The sequence below is a fragment of the Rhizobium sophoriradicis genome (assembly GCF_003939025.1).
Taxonomy (GTDB): Bacteria; Pseudomonadota; Alphaproteobacteria; order Rhizobiales; family Rhizobiaceae; genus Rhizobium; species Rhizobium sophoriradicis.
Genome location: NZ_RQIH01000002.1, coordinates 199,189 through 220,472, shown reverse-complemented (window position 1 = coordinate 220,472; position 21,284 = coordinate 199,189). Strand labels below are relative to the sequence as shown.

The following is a 21,284-nucleotide window of genomic DNA, read 5'->3' as shown; positions in this document are numbered from 1 at the left end:
TTCAGATCCCCAGCATCATCCGCACGATCGATTCCAGGCCGCGTCCGAGCGCACGCGTGTTCTCCGCGTCGAGATGAATGCCGTCGATCGGCGTGGTCTTGGCGACGGAATTGCCGTCGAAAAAGCCGCAGCCAAGTTCGTCGGCAAGGTCACGATAGAGCGTTGCAAGCTTGGCCGATTCTTCGATTCCGCCGGGAAAGGATGCGGCAAAAGGCACATTGCCCGTCGCGCAGATCGCCGGTGGCGCCACGATCAGGATCTCCGGCCCATCGAATTCGAAGGGCCAGGCGTGATTGCGGATCAGCCGCACGAGGCGGCTGATGCCCTGGCAGGCGGCAAAGGCCGAACCCGCCACGACCGGCTTCATGTCGTTGGTGCCGAGCAGGAGGATGACAAGATCGAGCGGCGCATGCGTCTGCAGGATCGTCGGCAGGACGCGCGCCCCGTTGCGGTCGCAATCGGCGAGGTGATCGTCGAAGGCGGTGGTGCGACCGTTCAGGCCTTCGGCAATGATGCGGGCCTCGCTGCCGAGCGCTGCCTGAAGCACGCTCGGCCAGCGATTCTTGTAGTCATGACGGCCGATCGTCTCGGCGTCATAACCCCAGGTCAGCGAGTCGCCATAGCAAAGAACGGTCTTGGTCATTTCCGCCTCCGCTTCGCGATCAGACAAGCATGCCCATCGGGTTTTCGATGTAGCCCTTGAAGGCCTGGAGAAGCTCGGCGCCCAGCGCGCCGTCGACGCAGCGATGGTCGGTCGAAAGCGTGACGCTCATGACCGTGGCGATCGCCATTTCGCCGTTCTTGACGACGACCCGCTGCTCGCCGGCGCCGACCGCCAGGATCGTCGCATGCGGCGGGTTGACGACGGCGGCGAAGTTCTTGACGCCCATCATGCCCATGTTGGAGACGGAGCTGGTGCCGCCCTGATATTCCTCGGGCTTCAGCTTGCGATCCTTGGCCCGCTTGCCGAGGTCGCGCATCTCGTTGGAGATGACAGACAGCGTCTTCTGCTCGGCCTTGCGGATGATCGGGGTGATCAGGCCGCCGGGGATCGAGACGGCGACGCCGACATCGGCGTGCTTGTGCTTGACCATGTTGCTGTCCGTCCACGACACGTTGGCCTCGGGAACGTCGCGCAGCGCCAGCGCCATGGCCTTGATGACCATGTCGTTGACCGAAAGCTTATAGGCCGGAGCGTTGTCCTTGCGGGGCGCCGCATCGTTCAGCTGGGCACGCAGCGCCATCAGAGCGTCGAGCTCACAATCGACGCTGACATAGAAATGCGGGATCGTCTGCTTGGATTCAACCAGGCGCCGGGCGATCGTCTTGCGCATGCCATCATGCGGCACGAGCTCGTAGGAGCCCGGCTCGAAGAGCTTGAGCACGGCTTCCTCGGAAGCGCCCTTCGGCGCTGCGGCGGCCGGAGCCGCGGCGGCCTGCGGAGCAGCAGCAGCCGGTGCGGGCGCAGCCTTGGCGCCACCGCCGGCAACGGCGGCTTCGACATCGCTCTTGACGACACGACCGTGCGGGCCCGAGCCTGCGACAGCCGAAAGGTCGATGCCGGCTTCTCTCGCTAGCCTGCGGGCAAGCGGCGAAGAGAAGGTGCGGTTGCCGCCGGCCGAAACTGCCGCGGGTGCGGCAGCGGGCGCAGCAGCCGGAGCGGCCGGGGCCGGTGCAGCCTCGGCCTTCGCAGCCGGGGCGGCCTCAGCTTTTCCCGGAGCGGCGGATCCTGCGCCGCTTGCGGCGGCGGCGACATCCTCGCCATCGGCGGCGAGAACGGCGATCAGCGCGTTGACCTTGACACCCTCGGTGCCGGCGGCAACGACGAGCTTGGCGACCGTGCCTTCATCGACGGCTTCGACTTCCATCGTCGCCTTGTCGGTCTCGATCTCGGCGATCACATCGCCAGACTTGACCTTGTCGCCTTCCTTGACCAGCCACTTGGAAAGATTGCCTTCTTCCATGGTCGGAGAGAGGGCGGGCATCGTGATATTGATCGGCATCGAGATACCCTCCCCTTATTTGTAGCAAACAGCCTTCACCGCATCGACGACTTCGCCGACGTTCGGAAGCGCCAGCTTTTCGAGATTGGCGGCGTAAGGCATCGGCACGTCCTTGCCCGCAATCGTCAGGATCGGCGCATCGAGATAGTCGAAGGCCTGCTGCATGACGCGGGTGGCGATTTCGGTGCCGACGGAGGACTGCGGATAACCTTCCTCGACGGTGACGAGGCGGCCGGTCTTCTTGACCGATTCGATAACCGTCGGCAGGTCCATCGGGCGGATAGTGCGAAGGTCGATCAGTTCGACGTCGATGCCGATCTTTTCGAGTTCGGCAACCGCCTTCGTCGCATAGGTCATGCCGATGCCGAAGGAGACGACGGTAGCGTCCTTGCCCTGACGATGGATGCGGGCCTTGCCGATCGGCAGGACGAAATTATCGAGCTTCGGCACATCGAAGTGCTGGCCGTAGAGAATTTCGTTTTCGAGGAAGATGACCGGGTTCGGATCGCGGATCGCCGCCTTGAGCAGGCCCTTGGCGTCGGATGCCGTGTAGGGCATGACAACCTTCAGGCCGGGGATGGCGCTGTACCAGGCCGCATAATCCTGGCTGTGCTGGGCGCCGACGCGGGCGGCTGCACCATTCGGGCCGCGGAAGACGATCGGAGCGCCCATCTGGCCGCCGGACATATAGAGCGTCTTGGCGGCCGAGTTGATGATGTGGTCGATCGCCTGCATGGCGAAGTTGAAGGTCATGAATTCGACGATCGGGCGAAGGCCGGCCATGGCGGCGCCGACGCCGACACCGGCAAAGCCGTGTTCGGTGATCGGCGTATCGATGACGCGACGGGGGCCGAATTCCTGCAGCAGTCCTTGAGTGACCTTGTAGGCGCCCTGGTATTCGGCGACTTCCTCGCCCATGACGAAGACGTCGTCACTGGCGCGCATTTCTTCGGCCATGGCGTCGCGGAGCGCTTCGCGCACGGTCATCGACACCATTTCGGTGCCGGCCGGGATTTCCGGGTCGTTCGGAACGACGGCCTTGGGCTCTGCGGGAACGGGAGCAGAAGCGGAACCGGTATTTGTCGGCTTTTCTTCCTGAGCAACCTGCGGAGCAGCGACCGGAGCCGGCTGAGCAGCGGCAGGAGCGGTGGAAATCGCGTCAGCCGATTCGCCGTCCTGCAGCAGCACTGCGATCCTGGTGTTGACCTTGACGCCTTCAGTGCCGGCATCGACCAGCAGCTTGCCGATGATGCCTTCGTCGACGGCTTCGACTTCCATCGTCGCCTTATCGGTTTCGATTTCGGCGATCACGTCACCGGAGGTGACCTTGTCACCTTCCTGCTTCAGCCATTTGGACAGCGTGCCTTCTTCCATCGTCGGAGAGAGGGCGGGCATGAGGATATCGATAGGCATGGGTTCCCTCCCCCGATTAGAGCAGAATGTCGGTGTAGAGCTCGGATGCATCCGGCTCCGGATCGGCCTGGGCGAAGTCGGCGCTGTCGGCGACGATGTCGCGGACATCCTTGTCGATCGCCTTCAGATCGTCTTCGGAGGCCCAGCCCTTTTCGATGAGGCGCGCCTTGACCTGCTCGATCGGATCCTGCTCGGAGCGCATCTTCTGCACTTCTTCCTTGGAGCGATACTTCGCCGGGTCGGACATGGAGTGGCCGCGATAACGGTAGGTCAGCATTTCGAGAATGATCGGGCCCTTGCCGGAGCGGCAATGTTCGAGCGCCTCGTCGGCCGCCGCCTTGACGGCGCGCACGTCCATGCCGTCGACCTGGATGCCGGGGATGCCGAAGCCGGAGCCGCGCAGCGAATAGTTCGACTGCGCGGTGGCGCGGGCCGTCGACGTGCCCATGGCGTAGCGGTTGTTCTCGACGATATAGACGATCGGCAGCTTCCAGAGAGCGGCCATGTTGAAGCTCTCGTAGACCTGGCCCTGGTTGGCGGCGCCGTCGCCGAAATAGGCGATCGCGACATTGCCGTTGTTACGGTAGCGATTGGCAAAGGCGAGACCGGTTCCGAGCGAAACCTGGGCGCCGACGATGCCGTGACCGCCGTAGAAATGCTTCTCTTTCGAGAACATATGCATCGAGCCGCCCTTCCCGTGGGAATAGCCGCTGCGGCGCCCGGTCAGCTCGGCCATGACGCCGCGCGCTTCCATGCCGGTTGCCAGCATATGGCCGTGGTCGCGATAGGCGGTGATGACCTGGTCGCCTTCCTTCTGCGCCATCTGCATGCCGACGACGACAGCTTCCTGACCGATGTAGAGATGGCAAAAGCCGCCGATGAAGCCCATGCCGTAAAGCTGACCGGCCTTCTCCTCGAAGCGGCGGATCAATAGCATCTCGCGATAGGCCTTGAGTTCCTCATCCCGATCGAAGTCGGCTACCGGGCCTCCATTCGATGCTTTGGCTGCTGGTTTTGCTGCAGTTTTGCGGCTGGAAACGGTCGCGGTCTTTCGCGGCGCCATTCAACCCTCCCTATGGGTTTGTCGTTTCTCGATGGCGCGTACCATAGGGAAGAAATATGACCACAGCAATGCCATAATTGCATGGCTCGTATTCGTCACCAAGCTGTTGGAAATACAGCAGAAATTGAAATTAACCGAATTCAGGTTAATTGGAATAATGGTTGAATATGACGATCTCGTCCGCGCGCGACATATTCAGCTGATAGCGCGCCTTTTCGTCCAGCATATCCTTGTCGAGCGAACCGTCACTGAGGAGCGCGACCTGACTTTCCAGATGTTCGCGCTTCGCCTTCAATACCGCAAGCTCTTTTTCGCGCTCGACGCGCTGACGCTCGAACGTCTCCGTCGCCCGCAACCCGTAATCGCCATGGATGCAATGATAACCGAAATAGGAAAGGAAGGCGACCGTCATGGCCGGAATGACGAAGCGACCGAGCTTTCTCTTCTTATGATGCTTTGTCCACATACACGTATGCTCTTGAACGCATTACCAATTCGTTCAGCATAATGCGCAGAGATTAACCGTTCGTTGACCGTAAAAATCAGGCAATAAAAAACCCGCGCCAGGTGGGCGCGGGTGAAGCCATTGAAATCAGATTTGCTCAGCCGCGGATGATCGAGCGGCCGGCATACTGGGCCTGCGGCCCAAGGCCTTCCTCGATGCGGATCAGCTGGTTGTACTTGGCGAGGCGGTCGGAACGCGACAGCGAACCGGTCTTGATCTGGCCGCAGTTGGTGGCAACCGCGAGATCGGCGATGGTCGAATCCTCGGTCTCGCCGGAGCGGTGCGACATGACGGCGGTGTAGGCCGCCTTGTGCGCCGTATTGACCGCATCGAGCGTTTCCGTCAGCGAACCGATCTGGTTGACCTTGACGAGGATCGAGTTGGCGACACCCATGCGGATGCCGTCGCGCAGACGGGCGGAGTTGGTGACGAAGAGATCGTCTCCGACGAGCTGCGTCTTCTTGCCGGTGAGGTCGGTCAGCGCCTTCCAGCCGTCCCAATCGTCTTCAGCCATGCCGTCCTCGATCGAGATGATCGGGTACTTGGCGGCGAGTTCGGCCAGATATTCGGCCATGGCGCCCGATTCGAGCGTGCGGCCTTCGCCTTCGAGCACGTATTTGCCGTCCTTGAAGAATTCCGTCGAGGCGCAGTCGAGGCCGAGGTAAATGTCCTCACCCGGCTTGTAGCCGGCTTTTTCAACCGACTTGACGATGAAGTCGAGGGCTTCCGAAGCGCTCTTCAGGCCCGGTGCGAAACCGCCTTCGTCGCCGACATTGGTGTTGTGGCCCTGGGCTGCAAGCTCCTTGCGGAGCGTATGGAAGACTTCCGAACCCATGCGCACGGCTTCGGCGATCGAATCGGCGCCGACCGGCAGGATCATGAATTCCTGGAAGTCGATCGGATTGTCGGCATGAGCGCCGCCGTTGATGATATTCATCATCGGCACCGGCAGCAGGCTCGCCGAAGCGCCGCCGACATAACGGTAGAGCGGCAGGCCGGAGGCCTGGGCGGCAGCCTTGGCGACGGCGAGCGACACACCGAGGATGGCGTTGGCGCCGAGACGCGACTTGTTCGGCGTGCCGTCCAGTTCGATCATGATGTTGTCGATCTGGATCTGGTTTTCGGCGTCGATGCCGCCGATGGCGTCGAAGATCTCGGTGTTGGCGGCCTCGACGGCCTTCTCTACGCCCTTGCCGAGGTAGCGCTTGCCGCCGTCGCGCAGCTCGACCGCCTCATGGGCGCCCGTCGAGGCGCCCGAGGGAACAGCCGCGCGGCCCATGCTGCCGTCTTCGAGATAGACGTCGACTTCGACGGTGGGGTTGCCACGGCTATCGAGGATCTCGCGGGCGATGATATCGGTGATTGCAGTCATGGGTTCTTCCTGCTCGGTGGGTGATCAATCGTTCGAAGCCTGTCATAATCGAAGGCGTGCAAATTACAATGCCGCAATTTCCAGCCTTCGTACCGGCGTTCTGAAGTGGCCTAAACCACGATCATGTCAACCTGTTGAACGTCAAGCCTTGGCAACCGCATCGAACGCAAGCAATTTCTCAAGCAGCCGCGGCATGTCCTTGAGATAGACCATGTTCGGGCCGTCGGACGGAGCGTTGTCAGGGTCCTGGTGGGTTTCGAGAAAGACACCGGCAATACCCGTCGCCACGGCTGCGCGCGCCAGCGTTTCGACGAATTCGCGCTGGCCGCCGGAGGACTCGCCCTGCCCGCCGGGCTGGGCGACGGAATGGGTCGCATCGAAAATGACGGGCGCGCCCATCGCCGCCATGATCGGCAGCGAGCGCATGTCGGAAACCAGCGTGTTGTAGCCGAAGGAGGCGCCGCGCTCGCACAGCAGCACGTTCGGATTGCCGCTGGCATTGAGCTTCTTCAGGACATTCTTCATGTCCCAGGGGGCGAGGAACTGGCCCTTCTTGACGTTGACGACGCGGCCCGTCTTGGCGGCAGCGATCAGAAGATCCGTCTGGCGGCATAGGAAGGCGGGGATCTGCAGAACGTCGATCACCTCCGCCACCTCGGCGCATTGCTCGGCGGTGTGGACGTCGGTCAGGACGGGAAAGCCGAATTCCCGCTTCAGGTCGGCGAAGACCTGCATGCCCTTTTCAAGCCCGATGCCGCGCTCGGCCGAGAGTGAGGTGCGGTTCGCCTTATCGAAGGAACTCTTATAGACGAGGCCGATGCCGAGCTTTGCGCAGAGCTCTTTCAGCGTGCCGGCGACCATGAAAGCGTGATCACGGCTCTCCATCTGGCAGGGGCCGGCAATCAGCGACAGGCGGCCGGTATTGGAAAAGGTGACCTGGCCTTCGCCTTCGCCGATCTTGACCTCGGAATTTGTATCAGTGCTCATCGTGGTTCCTCGAAGGCAAAAAGCGCGCCCTGCCCGGGCGTGGGCTTCACCAGAATGCGATTGTTCTTGCGTGTGTATGTCACTCCGTTAGCAGCCAAATGCGCTTCTGTCACGGCAAGATCGGTAACGGTGAAGAGGATTGCCCGGCCGCGCAGACCACGATCGGCGGAGGAGACGACAAGCTCGAAATAGGCCTCCAGCCCTTCCGGCGTCATCAGGCTGATCTTGGCATTCGATGCCGCGATATTCATGCCGAAACCGGTTTTTTCCACCGCCGTTTGCCCGACGGCAAGACCAACGAAGGCGGCAAACGCAGCCGGCTCCGGCGCACAAAGCGCGATCTCGGCAAGGCCCGTCACGCCGTTGGCATGCGCCTCCAGCGCCGCGCGGTCGGCCGGGAACGAATTGATGCGCTGACAGGTGAAGAGAAAGAAGTCGGGCGCGCGCAGATCGCTTGAAAAGGCCAGTTTGAAGCTGCCGACGCTTTCCGAACCGTCCGGCATTCGCATCGGCCGGCTGAACTGCAGCATCTCGCCGGCACTCGCGCCGTTGCCGACGAATCGCCGATGATCGAGGCCGGCATCCTCGGTGAGGAAGGCCAGCGCCGAAAGCCCCTCCTCGCCGCAGCGGAAGCGAAAGGCACGATTGCGGGCGATGAAGACATTCCCCTGACGGGCCGCCGCCTCGCTCTCCTCGACGCTCGCCACGCCGAGCGGCTCGATATAGGTCTTGTCGGCGAAAAAGACGCAGGCATTTTCCGTTCCGAACGGATGGCGCGCATCGGCGGCGACGGTAAAGCCGAGCTTCCCGAGCCTTTCGCGCGCCAGATCGATATTGACGACGGGCAGCACGACATGATCCAGCGGGTGCGGCTTGGCGGAATGTGCGATCATAGGATCCCTCCTGACACGTCAAAGAGATGTGCGACAGCCCCATTCCCAATGCAAGACATGTGCGCCAATCCGGCGAAGGAAAATAAAAATCTGGACGAGTTGGCGCGAAGTTTTACGGAAATTTAGCTACTTGCGGAACACATATGGAACATATAGGGTCCGTTCTGGATTTGTTTCAATCAGGGGTCTGACGTCGATGCTCACGCGCAAACAACAGGAGCTTCTCCTTTTCATTCATGAGCGCATGAAGGAATCCGGCGTTCCTCCCTCTTTCGACGAGATGAAGGATGCCCTGGATCTCGCCTCGAAATCCGGCATTCATCGCCTGATCACGGCGCTGGAGGAACGTGGTTTCATTCGCCGCCTACCGAACCGGGCCCGGGCCTTGGAAGTGATCAAGCTGCCGGAGGCCTATAGCCCCAGTCTTCAGCCGCGCCGCGGTTTTTCACCGAGCGTTATCGAAGGCAGCCTCGGCAAGCCCCAGCCGGTCGCCGCCCCCGCTGCCGCAAAGCCGATCGCCGACAACGGCAGCTCTGTCTCCGTGCCGGTCATGGGCCGGATCGCCGCCGGCGTGCCGATCTCGGCGATCCAGAACAATACGCACGACATCGTCGTTCCTGCGGATATGCTCGGCTCGGGCGAACATTACGCGCTGGAGGTCAAGGGCGATTCGATGATCGACGCCGGGATCTTCGACGGCGACACCGTGATCATCCGCAACGGCAGCACCGCAAGCCCCGGCGATATCGTCGTTGCGCTCGTCGACGACGAGGAAGCGACGCTGAAACGCTTTCGCCGCAAGGGCGCCTCGATCGCCCTCGAAGCCGCCAACCCGGCTTACGAGACCCGCATCTTCGGGCCTGACCGGGTCAAGGTGCAGGGCAAGCTGGTCGGCCTCATTCGCCGCTATCACTGACAGCCAACGGGGCTGATTCGGTAAAAGCGTCTTTGCGCCAATCATAGGCGCGATGGCGCATCCATGGACGCGACAAGGTATCGAATGCGGTTGCGACCTCGGGGCCTGTCTGCGCAAAACGCAATTCGACGGAACCGGTCCTGCGCAGCGTCTCGCCGGTGAAGAGTGTCGCACCCGAGTGGCAGCGGTCGAAACGCAGGCGCACCGCGGTCACGACAATCTCGCTGGCGTCGCAGGCCGGGCCGAGATAGGCGGCATTGTCGATGACGGCGACGACATGGCCATTGCCGAGCCTGGCGATACACCAGGCTTTCTTGACGCAGGAAAAACGATTTGCCTCACCGCCGGCTGCGGCGGCCATCATTGCCGTCCTCGCCTCATTCTGCTGATCGCGGGAAAGCCTGAGGCGGCGGTCCTCACCCTGCGGCGGGATGGCAGGGCCATCCAGCATCTTCGGCGGGTGGTGCGTCGGCAGGACCAGCGCTCTCTGCCACTGGTCGAAGATGAAGTCCGGCGGGTTTTCACGGTTGGAAGCCATTGCCGCCGTCGCGACGAGCGCGACCAGACCACCATCCTCGGAAATCACCAGATCCGGCGGTCGGGAACCCGGCAGGATCAGCACGATAAGCGTCGAGACGGCGAGGATCGATGTGCCGGCATGGCGCAATCGGGTGCGGAGCAGCGTCAGCAGCAGAAAGCCTGCCACGGCCACCGCGAAATACCAGGCGGGCAAACGGCCGAGGTCGATATCGCCGCCCCAGGCGGACACCGTCTTGGCGACCGCAATCACCAGATCGAGGCCGAAGCCGACCACCGTCCAGAGCGGAGCGTCCAGGCCGAATGGCATGAGCAACATCGCCAGCAGCCCGGCCGGCATGACGATGAAGGAGATGATCGGCATCGTCGCAAGGTTCGCCGGCAGGCCATAAGCTGTCAGGCGATGAAAATGCTCGACCGCAAACAACGCCGTGGAAAAGCCGCCGATCAGCGAGGTCAGGAAGACGCCGCCGAAGAAACCGGCGACCGCCACGACCAGCCGCAGCACCGGCAGCTTCAGCAACGGGTTTTCCCGGACGCGCCGCTCCTTCCACAGCTGGTAGCCCGATACCAGTGCCAAAGTCGCGGCAAAGGACATCTGGAAGCTCGGACCCAGGACTTCGGAGGGTGAAATGGCGATGATGACGAGCGCCGAGAGAACGACATTGCGCAGGCTGATCGACGGCCGATCGAAGAAGACGGCAATCAGCATGATCGCCATCATGATGAAGGCGCGCTCGGCCGAAACCCCGAATCCTGAGATCAGGAAGTAGGCCGTGACGGCGATGAGCGCGCCGGCGGCGGCGATCTTCTTTGTCGGATAGGCTTGGGCGACACCAGGAACGAGGCTGAGCAGCATCCGGAAACCGACGAAGAAGATGCCGGCCGACAACGCCATGTTGAGGCCCGAGATCGCCACGATATGCGCAAGGCCGGACTGGCGCAGCGCCTCCGTCGTTTCCTTCGAGATGGCGCGCCGCTCGTCGGTCACCAGAGCAGCGGCAAAAGCGCCCGTGTCGCCGGGCAGAATCGAGCGTATGCGATCGCCGATGCCGCTGCGCAACTGGTAAAGCCATTCGAGCAGAGCTTCGGACGTCGATCTCGCAGGCTGCGGGCCTGCCTGCGAATCGACTTTCTCGGGCGCGCCGTAGAAGAAGCCGTTGGCCCCGATGCCATCGAAATAGGCACCGAAGGAAAAGTCGTTGAGGGTGGGAAGCGCCGGTCCCGCCGGCGGCGTCAACCGTGCTCGGCCGGTGATGACGTCACCGATCTCGAAGGACGCATCGGCGCCGCGGGCGATCACGGTTATGCGCCTCGGCGGCCGCTTCACCTGTGGCGCCTCGGTGCCGGTGACCGCAAGAACATAGCGCCACCGCCCGCGATCGTCGCCTTCGCGCCGCTCGACGCGGCCCGTCACCGTCGTTGTCACGGATGAATCGAGGATGACAGTCGACGCCCGCCAGCTTTCGAGCTGCGCACAGAGCATGCCGCATGCCACGAGGGCAAGCGCCATAAAGGTTGCCCGCAAGGCCGGCCGGCTGCGGCCGGCGACGAGCACCGCAAGCATCAGCACCGACAGGCAGAGCAACGATGGAAGGAGCGGAAAATCCGTTGCAGCAAGAAACCAGTATGCCGCGCCGGCGCCGAGGAAGACCGGCGAGAACAGGAGCAGGCGGCCGTGGTCGGCCTCCTCGCTGAGCAAACGGCCGGCAGCGCGCAGCAATTGTGCGACCGCGGTCGTCAGCCGGTGGCGCAATGGCACCGCAGACTGCGTTTTTGCCGGCCGCGATCCCACGGCAGGAGCCGGAAACGCGACGGGATCGGCAAGGCCGACGCCTGCTTGCGGCCGCAATTCGACTGTCGTCAACTCCTGCATGCGCCGCCCAAAATGACCTTACCCTGGGCCCAGAATGCAACCTCCGAGCTCATCCGGCAAGAATAATCGATTGAAATACGGGCGAAAATTGCGAGCGCGAAAAGATCAGTTGAATCATCGGCTTCCGCTATGCGTGCTGCTCATCGCTGCAGTGCCTAAAAGGTGATGCCGCAATGCACAAAATGGCGTCACGGTAACTTGGCATTAGCCTCGCGATCATATAGCTATCGCAAAGGACGCTTAACCCCTATGGCGCTTTTGTGGCGCCACCGACATTTCGGAGGATCAGCATGACGGATCAAAGCGCAACAATAAAAATCGGTGACAAATCAGTCGACCTCGCCGTCAAAAGCGGCACGATCGGCCCGAGCGTCATCGATATCGGTGCTCTCTACAAGAACACCGCCTCCTTCACGTACGATCCGGGTTTCACCTCGACCGCATCCTGTGAATCCAAAATCACCTATATCGATGGCGACGAAGGCGTTCTGCTGCACCGCGGCTATCCGATCGAGCAGCTCGCCGAACATGGCGACTTCCTCGAGGTCTGCTATCTGCTTCTCTACGGCGAACTGCCGACGGCAGCGCAGAAGAAGGACTTCGACTATCGCGTCACGCATCACACCATGGTGCATGAGCAGATGAGCCGCTTCTTTACCGGCTTCCGCCGCGATGCGCATCCGATGGCCGTCATGTGCGGCTGCGTCGGCGCGCTGTCGGCCTTCTATCATGACTCGACCGACATCACCGATCCGCACCAGCGCATGGTCGCCAGCTTGCGCATGATCGCCAAGATGCCGACGCTTGCCGCCATGGCCTACAAGTACCATATCGGCCAGCCCTTCGTTTACCCGAAGAACGACCTCGACTATGCGTCGAACTTCCTGCGCATGTGCTTTGCCGTTCCGTGTGAGGAATATGTGGTCAATCCGGTGCTTTCGCGCGCCATGGACCGCATCTTCATCCTGCATGCCGACCACGAGCAGAATGCTTCGACCTCGACGGTCCGCCTCGCCGGTTCGTCGGGCGCCAACCCGTTCGCCTGCATCGCCGCCGGCATCGCCTGCCTCTGGGGCCCGGCGCATGGCGGCGCCAATGAAGCAGCGCTCAACATGCTGACGGAGATCGGCACGGTCGACCACATTCCTGAGTATATTGCCCGCGCCAAGGACAAGAACGATCCGTTCCGCCTGATGGGCTTCGGCCACCGCGTCTACAAGAACTACGATCCGCGCGCCAAGATCATGCAGAAGACGACGCATGAAGTGCTCGGCGAACTCGGCATCAAGGATGATCCGTTGCTGGAAGTGGCGATGGAGCTGGAGCGCATCGCGCTCACCGACGAATATTTCATCGAGAAGAAGCTCTATCCGAACATCGACTTCTATTCCGGCATCACGTTGAAGGCGCTGGGCTTCCCCACGACCATGTTCACCGTGCTCTTCGCGCTTGCCCGCACCGTCGGCTGGATCGCGCAGTGGAACGAGATGATCGAGGATCCGGAACAGCGCATCGGCCGTCCGCGCCAGCTCTATGTCGGCGAACCGAAGCGCGACTACATCCCGGTTTCGAAGCGCTGATCGCTTGAGACCAATCGGCTCAAACGAAAACCCGGTCAGAAACGACCGGGTTTTTTCTTTTTCAGCACCTCGAGCAGGATTTCGGCAGCATGTTCGCCGGGCGGCTTTTCGGTCTGCATGCGCTGCCAGATCAGCTCATAGCCTTCCTTCATCGCCTTGAGCTGGAGAGTGTCGGCCGACAGCCTTTCCATCCAGCGTGCGAGACTTGCCCCGCGAACGATATCGTTCAGATATTCCGGCACGACCGCGTAATCGGCGATCAGGTTCGGCAGCGCTCCTGTCCAGGTCTTGATGCCCGATGTCAGCAACCGCATGATCCAGTCGACCTTGTAGGCTGAGACGACGGGAACGTCGGCAAGCGCCAGCTCGAGAATAACGGTTCCGGATGCGGCCATGGCCGCATCGGCCTCGACGAAAGCCTTCCACTTTGCTTCTGCGCCGATAACGATCTCCGGCGTTACCGCCCATTTCGCAGTCAATTCGCGCACAAGCCCTTCCTTGTGTCTCATCGTCGGCAGGATAAAACGCATCGGCCCATTGCGGGAGACAAGTTCGCTCACCGCCGCCTCGAAATGCGGCAGGAGCTTCTGGATTTCCGAGGAGCGTGAGCCGGGCAGAAGCAGGATTGTGCCGCTGCCGGGCCGTCTTCCGGCGCGCAGGCGTCGGGTCTCCAGGAGCGCAGGGTCAGCGGTCAGGCGATGCCCCACATAGGTCGTTGCCGGGCCGTTGAGGCGCTGCATCGTCGCCGGTTCGAAAGGCAGAACGGCGAGCACGTGATCGACATAGGCAAGCATGCGGTTGGCGCGATATTCCTTCCAGGCCCAGACGCTCGGACAGACATAATTGACGACAGGCAAATCCGGCAGCGCCGTGCGGACACGTTTTGCCACGCGATGAGTGAAATCCGGGCTGTCGATGATGAGCAGAATGTCAGGCTTCGCGGCGATGATCTCGGCCGTTGTCCGGCGGATAAGGCCAAACAGCTTCGGCAGCCGGCTCAGCACCTGGGTGATGCCCATGATCGACAGTTCGGAAAAATCGAACAGGGATCGCAGGCCCTCCGCCTGCAGCCCCTCCCCGCCGACGCCGACAAGTTCCACCGGTCCGTCATGGATGCGCTTCAGCGCAGCGATGAGGTCGGCGCCGAGGAGATCGCCTGACACCTCACCGGCAATGACGGCAATCTTCAGCGGCGCGCCGTTCATTCCAGCCCCCATTCCGGCAGGCCGCGATCAATGCCGCAGACGAAAAGCTCTGTCTCGTCGGCGGCGCGGATGACGGCAGCACGATCGAGCACCAGCGAGCGGCCGGCTTCGACGGCGATACCGGCAAGGCCGGCTTTACCGGCGTTCAGCACCGTGGAAACGCCGATCGCCGGCAGGTCGGCACGAATATCCTGCTGCGGCTTGCAGAGCTTGACGAGCACGCCGCGGCGGCGCGTCGAAATGCGCCCGGCGGCTCTGAGCCCGGCGACACGGTCAAGCATCTCGTCGGTGCCCTCAAGACCCTCCAGTGCGACAACCCGCCCGCCGATGCTGACGGCGCCCTGCCCGACATCCAGCCGGCCGAGCGTCTCGGCGGCTTCGGCAGCACGGCTGATATCGCGCCGATCTTCGTCACCGGGTGTGACGGCGCCAAGCGGACCGACGGAAGCCAGCAGGTCGGGGGCGATCTCATGGGCGCCGACGACGCGCCGGCCATTTCCCTCGATCAGCCGGATCACCATCTGCAGGACCGTATCGTCGCCGCCGGAGAGCAGGGTGCGGATCGCAGCCGGCACCCTCATCAGAATACGCAGCGTCGGGCGCACCTCACGCCATTCCGGCCGGCGGCGCACGCTGCCCGACATCACCACGCGGCCGATGCCATAACGGTTGAGAAGACTATCGAGAGCGGCGAAATCGCCGATGCCGATAATGGCGTGGTCGTAGCCTTCCCAACGCCGGTCGCTTTCGTCCTTCAGGGCGACGATAACAGGATTTTCGCCAGCGGCGCGTGCGGCTTCCGCGACATAGGAAGGCAGAAGGCCGCCGCCGGCGATGATCGCTAGCCGGCCCGCCGCGGTGTCGCTTGATAAAGCCACGGCTAGCCCTTCTGACCTCGGGTCGGCGAGGACAGGGCGCGGTCGCTATCGGCGGCGATGAAATCCAGGATCTGCATCACCTCTGCGCAATCGGCATATTCCTCGCGGATGGCCGCGGCGTTCTCACGCACGGAGGCCGTTCCCTCAAAGATCGCCTTGTAGGCGCGGCGGACCCTGTGGATGACAGCGCGGTCGATGCCGGCGCGCGTCATGCCGACGACATTGAGGCCGCCCAGCAGCCCGGGATTGCCGTTCAGCATGCCGTAGGGAATGACGTCGTAACTCACTGCCGACAGCCCGCCGACGAAAGCCTGGCGGCCGACGCGGGTGAACTGATGAACGGCCGACCCGCCGCCGAGAATGACACGATCCTCAATGACGACGTGGCCGGCGAGCATGACGTTGTTCGACATGATCACGTGGTTGCCGACGCGGCAATCATGTGCCACATGCGAATTGGCCAGGAACAGATTGTTGTCGCCGACGATCGTCTGGCCGCCGAAATCTGCGGTACCGGTATTCATCGTCACGCCTTCACGGATCGTGCAGTTGGCGCCGACCGAAAGCGTCGTCTCTTCGCCGGCGTGATGCACGCTCTGCGGATCGCCGCCGACGACCGCCATCGGGAAGATGCGCGTGCCCTTGCCGATCACGGTCCGGCCGGTGACGATCGCATGCGCCAGGAGCTCGACATTTTCATGCAGGACGACGTGCGGCCCGACATGGCAGAAGGGACCGATCTTCACGCCCTCACCAATGGTGGCCCCGTCTTCGACGACGGCCATCGGGTGAATGCGGGCGCTTTCGGCAATCGTACTCATGCCTGATCCTTACGAACGATCATCGCGCCGATATCGGCCTCGGCGACCAGCGCGCCGTCCACTTTGGCGTCGCAATGAAATTTCCAGATATTACCACGCTGCTTGTGCTTCTTAACGTGGAATTCGACGCGATCGCCGGGCACAACCGGCTTGCGGAAGCGCGCATTCTCAATGGTCATGAAGTAGACAAGGTTGCCGGGCTGGCCTTCCTTCTTGGCACAGATCGCCCCCGCCGTCTGCGCCATGCCCTCGATCAGCAGCACGCCCGGCATGATCGGCGACTCCGGAAAATGGCCGGTGAAATGCGGCTCGTTCACCGTGACGTTCTTGATGCCGACCGCTGAGTTGTCGCCATCGATCTCAATGATCTTGTCGACCATCAGAAACGGATAGCGATGCGGCAACAGCTTCATGATCTCGATGATGTCAGCCGAAGAAAGCGTCGTCGTGGCTTCCTCAGTCATTTTCCTTGCCTCCAGGGTTCCGCCCGCGCAACTTGGACTTCGCCACTTGTTGCGCCGCCTCTCTCAGATAGTCTTTCAGCGGACGAGCCGGCACGCCGCCATATTGCCCGCCGGCGGCAAGATCGGTCATGATACCGCTTTTGGCGGCGATCTGCACGCCGTCGCCGATCGTCACATGGCCCTTGATGCCGGCCTGGCCGCCGATCTGCACGCCGTTGCCGATCTTGGTGCTGCCGGCGATGCCGACCTGCGCGACAATGGCGCAATGGCGGCCCATCTGGACGTTGTGGCCGATCTGGACCTGGTTATCGATCTTGGTCCCCTCGCCGATTACCGTATCGTCCATGGCGCCGCGGTCGATCGTGGTATTGGCGCCGATCTCGACATTATCCTGGATGATCACCCGGCCGATCTGGACGATCTTGATCATGCCGCGCGGACCGGGCGCATACCCGAAACCGTCCTGGCCGATGCGAACGCCGTTGTGGATGATGACGCCGTTGCCGATCAGCGCACAGAGAATGCTGGCGCCGGCTGCAATCGAACAATCCCGGCCGATCTTGACGCCCGGACCGATGATACTGTGCGCGCCGATGCGGGTGCCTTCGCCGATTTCGGCATGGGCGCCGATAACCGCCAGCGGCTCGACGATCACGCCCTTTTCCAGCCTGGCGCTCGGATCGATCACCGCGCTCGGCGCGATCTCGCTTTCACCCGGCGAAATGGCGACCGGACGCAGTGCTGCCGGATAGAACAGGCCGCCTGCCATCGCAAAAGCCGCATGCGGATTGGACGACAGGATGATCGGGATATGCTGAGGTACGAGGTCGGCGAGCGCCTTGTCGCAGATCACCGCCGAAGCCTCGCAGGTCAGCAGCTCATCCCGGCTGCGGCGCGACAGGATGTAACAAACATCGCCCGCCCGCGCCCGGTTGATGGGAGCGACGGATCGGACAATGACATCGGCATGATCGGAATTGGCGAGTTCCGCCCCAAGAAACTCTGCCAGCTCAGCGAGCTTCAGACCTTCATGGGGCAGAAAAAAAACGTTTTGCTCCATCGGCAATGCTCCAGAACGGAATTGAGTCTTACAGTTCCGGACTGCCGATATCAGAATTGGTTGTTGATGCCAAACTTGAAGTTCTGCGTCTTGTCAAAGTCTTCCTTGAGCACTGGGATTGCGTAATCCAGACGCAATGAACCGAAAGGAGACTGCCAGACGACGCCGACACCGACGGAAGCGCGCAGCGAGGCGTCTTCACCCTCGATGCCGTCGCCCCTGAGGTCGACGTCGTTGCCGAACAGCGTGCCCGCATCGGCGAAGACCGCGCCGCGCAGATTGAAGTCACGCGGGAAGCCCGGCATCGGGAAGGTTGCTTCGGCCGACGCCGTGAAATACGTCGTACCACCCAGCGGATCGTCGTTGGTGCCGGCAACGCGAGGGCCGATGCCCTTGTTTTCGAAACCGCGAATGTCGCCGTTGGTCAGCGTGAACTGGTCGAAGACGTTCAGGTGCTCGCCGAAGCCGACGACATAACCAGCCGAGGCCGAAACCGAGCCGATGATATCGGCATCGTCAGCGAGCAGGTGGTAATAACGCGCCTTGCCGTAGATCTTGTAGAACTGCGAGTCACCGCCGAGACCGGCGATTTCCTGCGTCGCCGTCGCGTAGATGCCCTCGCGCGGCAGGACGGTGTCGTCGAGCGTGTTGTAGGTCAGCGTCTGCGAGATGGAAGACCGCGTCCACGGGCTGTCCTCGACGAGGTGCTGATATGGAGCCGACAGGTCGGAAAGATCGCCGTTATCAGCGTCATACTTCATCTGCTTGTAGTTATAACGGAAGGTCGTCGCCAGATCTTCGGTGATCGGCGCGGTGACGCGCAGGACGACGCTGGTTTCCTCGTAATCGTAGTTGTCGTTGCTCGACGTCTCGCTGTGGTTGACGTCGAAGCCCGCCGCCAGACGATAGCCGAGGAAATAGGGCTCGGTGAAGCTGACGCCGTAGGCGCGCGAACCTTCCTGACCGCCGCCGGCCGAGATGCGGATGTACTGGCCGCGGCCGAGGAAGTTCTTCTCTTCGATCGAAGCTTCGAGCAGCAGACCGTCACCGCCGGCGGCATAACCCGCACCGACGCCGAACGAACCGGTGGACTGATCCTGCACGTCGACGACCACCACGACGCGATCCGGCGAGCTGCCCGGCTGGGTGGAGATATTGACGGAGGAGAAATAGCCGAGCGCTTCGAGGCGGCGCTTGGCCTTGGTGATCATCTGCTGATTGAAGGCGTCGCCTTCGCTCATGTCGAATTCGCGGCGGATGACGTAATCGCGCGTGCGGCTGTTGCCGCGGATTTCGATGCGCTCGACATAGGCGCGCTCGCCCTGGTCGACCAGATATTCGACCCCGATCGTGTTGTTGTTGAGGTCGCGGTTACCGCGTGGCGTGACGCGCGCGAAGGGATAACCGGCAGAGGCCACCTGATCGGAGATCGCTTCGATTGACTTCTGCACCTCCTTGGCGCTGTAGACATGGCCTTCCTTCGTGCGCACCAGCGGCAGCAGCTGATCCGAGCCGACGCCTTCGACGGTCGACTGCACGGTCACCGGTCCGAAGTCATAACGCTGACCTTCCTCGATGTTGAAGGTGAGCGTGTACTTGTTGGTTGCCTCGTCGAAGCTCGCATCGGAAGAGACAATGCGCATATCGGCATAGCCGCGGTTGTAATAGAACTGGCGAAGCGCTTCTTCGTCCGCGTGGAGCTTGTCTTCGTTGTAGACGTCCTTGCGGGTCAGGAACGAAAGGAAGTTCGAACGCTTGGTGTTGATGACGGCAGCCAGGCGGCCGGCGCTGTAGGCATTGTTACCGACGAAATTGATCGCATCGATCTTGGTGCGGTCACCCTCGTTGATGACGAAGGCAAGGTTGACGCGGCCCTCGCCGAGCGGCACGACCTGCGTCGTCACTTCGACTTCGCTGCGGCCGGTGGCGGCATAGGCTTCCTTGATCGCCTGGATATCGGCCTGGATCTGGGTGTCGCTGTAGGGGCCGGCGGCATGGGTCTGGACGATCGTCGCGAGCTTGTCGTCCTTGATCTTGCGGTTGCCGTTGAAGACGACCTGATTGACGAGCTGGGCCTCCTGGACATTGACGACGAGCGTACCGCCGGAGACCGAAATCTTGACGTCGGAGAAGTAACCGGTGCCATAGAGCTGCTTGACCGAGTCATCGATGTCTGTGTTCGAAAAACTCTTGCCGGGCGTGATGGTCAGGTTCGACCGGACAGCTTCCGCGCCGACGCGGCTGGCGCCGCGCACATCAATGCGCTGGATAACCGCGGCCTCGGCGGCCGTAGCGGAAACGAACGTCAAAGCGCCTGCGCCCGAAGCAACAACACTAGCAGACAGCGCAACCGCCGATACTGCGTTCAAAAACTTTGAACCAGCCTTCATTTCACCTATTACCTTTTTCCCTCGTCCCCGTCCCCGGGAGAACCCGATTCCGGTCACGTGTGTCGTTTTACCCGCTTTTGACATACAAGCAAGGGAGGGCGTTAATTTCTGTTTACTTCATTTCGAAGCGTGACCCATTCGCCACTACAGCCTTGAAACATCGTAAATAAATAGTAATTCCCTTGCCTTGCGCGTTTACCCTGAGCTCACGCTTATGTCGTTCCAGGTCGTAAAAACCATCAATGTCAGTATCATTGCCAAGCCGATGCGAAACGCAATTTCCTGAGCCTTGGAACCCAGGGGTCTGCCCCTCACCGCCTCCACCGCATAGAACATCAGGTGGCCGCCATCAAGTACCGGAACGGGCATCAGGTTAAGCAATCCTATCGAAACTGAAAGTGCGGCAGCAAGTTGCAGCACTGCGCCGATACCAAGGCTTGCCATCTGGCCGGACGCCTGCGCCACGCGGATCGGCCCGCCCAGTTGATCGGCCCGCATCGACCCGGCGAAGATATTGGCGATATATTTGAAGGTGCCGGTAACGATGCCAGCGCTTTCGATCACACCCTCACGCACCGCCTCAAGCGGCGTGTAGGTCCGCAGGCGGAAATTGCCCGCTTCCTTGTTGGTGATGATGCCGATCTGGCCGAGTTCGATCTTGTTGCCGAATTGGTCTGTCCGGTCGGTCCGCTGCGGCACCATCGGCACATCGAGCTTCTGGCCGCCGCGCTCGACCGTCACAATAATCTTCTGGCTTGGACGAATGGCGACGTAGCGGCGCACGTCGTCGAAGGTCTCGACCTTGTTGCCGTCGATGGCAACCAGCAGATCGCCGGGAAGGATGCCGGCGGCAGCAGCCGCTCCGTCCGGCGCAACTTCGGCAACGACGGGATCGGCGATCATGCGGCCATAAACCGAGAAAAGAACGGCGAAAATGGCGATTGCCAGCAGGAAGTTGGCGATCGGGCCGGCGGCGACGGTCGCGGCGCGTTTCCACAGCTTGGCGCCGGCAAAGGAGCGCGCCCTGTCCTCCTCGGACATGGCGGCGATCCCATCGTTGTCGGGCTTGCTCGAAACATCCTCATCGCCGAAGAAACGGACGTAACCGCCAAGCGGGATTGCCGAAATCTTCCAGCGTGTCCCATGGCGATCGGTGAAGCCGAATATCTCCGGACCGAAGCCGACAGAAAAGGCCAGGATGCGGATGCCGCTCCAGCGCCCGACGAGGTAATGGCCCATCTCATGCACGAAGACGAGCAGCGACAGCACCAGGATGAAGGTGACGACATTCCCCATCAAAAATGTATATAGGCCGCTCATC

At 61.9% G+C, this 21,284-nt stretch carries 18 protein-coding genes; 2 read left to right on the top strand and 16 right to left on the bottom strand.

The annotated features are described in order from the left end of the window. Position 1 precedes the first annotated feature (1 nt). From EFR00_RS03460 to EFR00_RS03425, 8 genes are all read right to left on the bottom strand, one after another. Positions 2 to 643, bottom strand: a complete 642-nt coding sequence (locus EFR00_RS03460) for an SGNH/GDSL hydrolase family protein (protein ID WP_039619569.1) — start codon at positions 641 to 643, stop codon at positions 2 to 4. 19 nt (positions 644 to 662) lie between these two features. Next, a complete protein-coding gene (locus tag EFR00_RS03455) occupies positions 663 to 2,003 on the bottom strand; it encodes a pyruvate dehydrogenase complex dihydrolipoamide acetyltransferase (RefSeq protein WP_077993831.1) in 1,341 nt (446 codons plus the stop codon). Between the two features lie 15 nt (positions 2,004 to 2,018). Next, positions 2,019 to 3,416, bottom strand: coding sequence for a pyruvate dehydrogenase complex E1 component subunit beta (locus EFR00_RS03450; RefSeq protein WP_077993834.1), 1,398 nt, complete (start codon positions 3,414 to 3,416; stop codon positions 2,019 to 2,021). Between the two features lie 16 nt (positions 3,417 to 3,432). Next, the gene (pdhA, locus tag EFR00_RS03445) at positions 3,433 to 4,479 is read right to left on the bottom strand and encodes a pyruvate dehydrogenase (acetyl-transferring) E1 component subunit alpha (RefSeq protein WP_038688700.1); all 1,047 of its coding nucleotides are present in this window, start codon (positions 4,477 to 4,479) and stop codon (positions 3,433 to 3,435) included. Between the two features lie 145 nt (positions 4,480 to 4,624). Further along, on the bottom strand, positions 4,625 to 4,945 hold the full coding sequence (locus EFR00_RS03440) for an FtsB family cell division protein (RefSeq protein ID WP_009993749.1): 321 nt from the start codon (positions 4,943 to 4,945) through the stop codon (positions 4,625 to 4,627). Between the two features lie 136 nt (positions 4,946 to 5,081). Continuing rightward, entirely contained in the window at positions 5,082 to 6,356 is a 1,275-nt protein-coding gene (gene eno / locus EFR00_RS03435; protein WP_038688698.1) for a phosphopyruvate hydratase, read from the bottom strand. Positions 6,357 to 6,497: 141 nt separating this feature from the next. Then, positions 6,498 to 7,343 carry a 3-deoxy-8-phosphooctulonate synthase gene (gene kdsA / locus EFR00_RS03430; protein ID WP_009994476.1) on the bottom strand — a complete coding sequence of 282 codons (846 nt, stop codon included), beginning with the start codon at positions 7,341 to 7,343 and terminating at the stop codon, positions 6,498 to 6,500. After that, positions 7,340 to 8,236 carry a VOC family protein gene (locus tag EFR00_RS03425; protein ID WP_077993835.1) on the bottom strand — a complete coding sequence of 299 codons (897 nt, stop codon included), beginning with the start codon at positions 8,234 to 8,236 and terminating at the stop codon, positions 7,340 to 7,342. Before EFR00_RS03425 ends, kdsA begins: the two co-directional genes overlap by 4 nt. Positions 8,237 to 8,432: 196 nt before the next feature. On the opposite strand from EFR00_RS03425, the gene lexA reads away from it, so the two are divergent. Then, on the top strand, positions 8,433 to 9,152 hold the full coding sequence (lexA, locus tag EFR00_RS03420; protein ID WP_009995727.1) for a transcriptional repressor LexA: 720 nt from the start codon (positions 8,433 to 8,435) through the stop codon (positions 9,150 to 9,152). On the opposite strand, the gene EFR00_RS03415 is transcribed toward lexA, so the two are convergent. Then, positions 9,133 to 11,565, bottom strand: coding sequence for a ComEC/Rec2 family competence protein (locus tag EFR00_RS03415; RefSeq protein WP_077993837.1), 2,433 nt, complete (start codon positions 11,563 to 11,565; stop codon positions 9,133 to 9,135). The genes lexA and EFR00_RS03415 overlap by 20 nt on opposite strands. A gap of 290 nt (positions 11,566 to 11,855) precedes the next feature. Between EFR00_RS03415 and gltA the strand changes: the two genes are divergently transcribed. Further along, positions 11,856 to 13,145, top strand: coding sequence for a citrate synthase (gene gltA, locus EFR00_RS03410; protein ID WP_038688692.1), 1,290 nt, complete (start codon positions 11,856 to 11,858; stop codon positions 13,143 to 13,145). 35 nt (positions 13,146 to 13,180) lie between these two features. Here gltA and lpxB read toward each other — a convergent pair whose 3' ends face one another. The 7 genes from lpxB to rseP all read right to left on the bottom strand — a co-directional run bounded on the left by lpxB (position 13,181) and on the right by rseP (position 21,283). After that, the gene (lpxB, locus tag EFR00_RS03405) at positions 13,181 to 14,350 is read right to left on the bottom strand and encodes a lipid-A-disaccharide synthase (protein WP_009986721.1); all 1,170 of its coding nucleotides are present in this window, start codon (positions 14,348 to 14,350) and stop codon (positions 13,181 to 13,183) included. Continuing rightward, positions 14,347 to 15,228: an LpxI family protein gene (locus tag EFR00_RS03400; RefSeq protein ID WP_077993838.1), complete on the bottom strand. Its 882-nt coding sequence runs from the start codon at positions 15,226 to 15,228 to the stop codon at positions 14,347 to 14,349. The genes lpxB and EFR00_RS03400 overlap by 4 nt, the downstream gene beginning before the upstream one ends. 2 nt (positions 15,229 to 15,230) lie before the next feature. Next, entirely contained in the window at positions 15,231 to 16,049 is an 819-nt protein-coding gene (gene lpxA, locus EFR00_RS03395; RefSeq protein WP_038688686.1) for an acyl-ACP--UDP-N-acetylglucosamine O-acyltransferase, read from the bottom strand. Beyond that, complete coding sequence (gene fabZ, locus EFR00_RS03390) at positions 16,046 to 16,513, bottom strand: 3-hydroxyacyl-ACP dehydratase FabZ (protein ID WP_077993839.1); 468 nt, start codon at positions 16,511 to 16,513, stop codon at positions 16,046 to 16,048. The genes lpxA and fabZ overlap by 4 nt, the downstream gene beginning before the upstream one ends. After that, positions 16,506 to 17,573, bottom strand: coding sequence for a UDP-3-O-(3-hydroxymyristoyl)glucosamine N-acyltransferase (lpxD, locus tag EFR00_RS03385; RefSeq protein WP_038688682.1), 1,068 nt, complete (start codon positions 17,571 to 17,573; stop codon positions 16,506 to 16,508). The genes fabZ and lpxD overlap by 8 nt, the downstream gene beginning before the upstream one ends. 50 nt (positions 17,574 to 17,623) lie before the next feature. After that, positions 17,624 to 19,963 carry an outer membrane protein assembly factor BamA gene (gene bamA / locus EFR00_RS03380; RefSeq protein WP_038688680.1) on the bottom strand — a complete coding sequence of 780 codons (2,340 nt, stop codon included), beginning with the start codon at positions 19,961 to 19,963 and terminating at the stop codon, positions 17,624 to 17,626. Between the two features lie 195 nt (positions 19,964 to 20,158). Next, the gene (gene rseP / locus EFR00_RS03375; protein WP_038688678.1) at positions 20,159 to 21,283 is read right to left on the bottom strand and encodes an RIP metalloprotease RseP; all 1,125 of its coding nucleotides are present in this window, start codon (positions 21,281 to 21,283) and stop codon (positions 20,159 to 20,161) included. Between the last annotated feature and the right edge of the window lies 1 nt (position 21,284).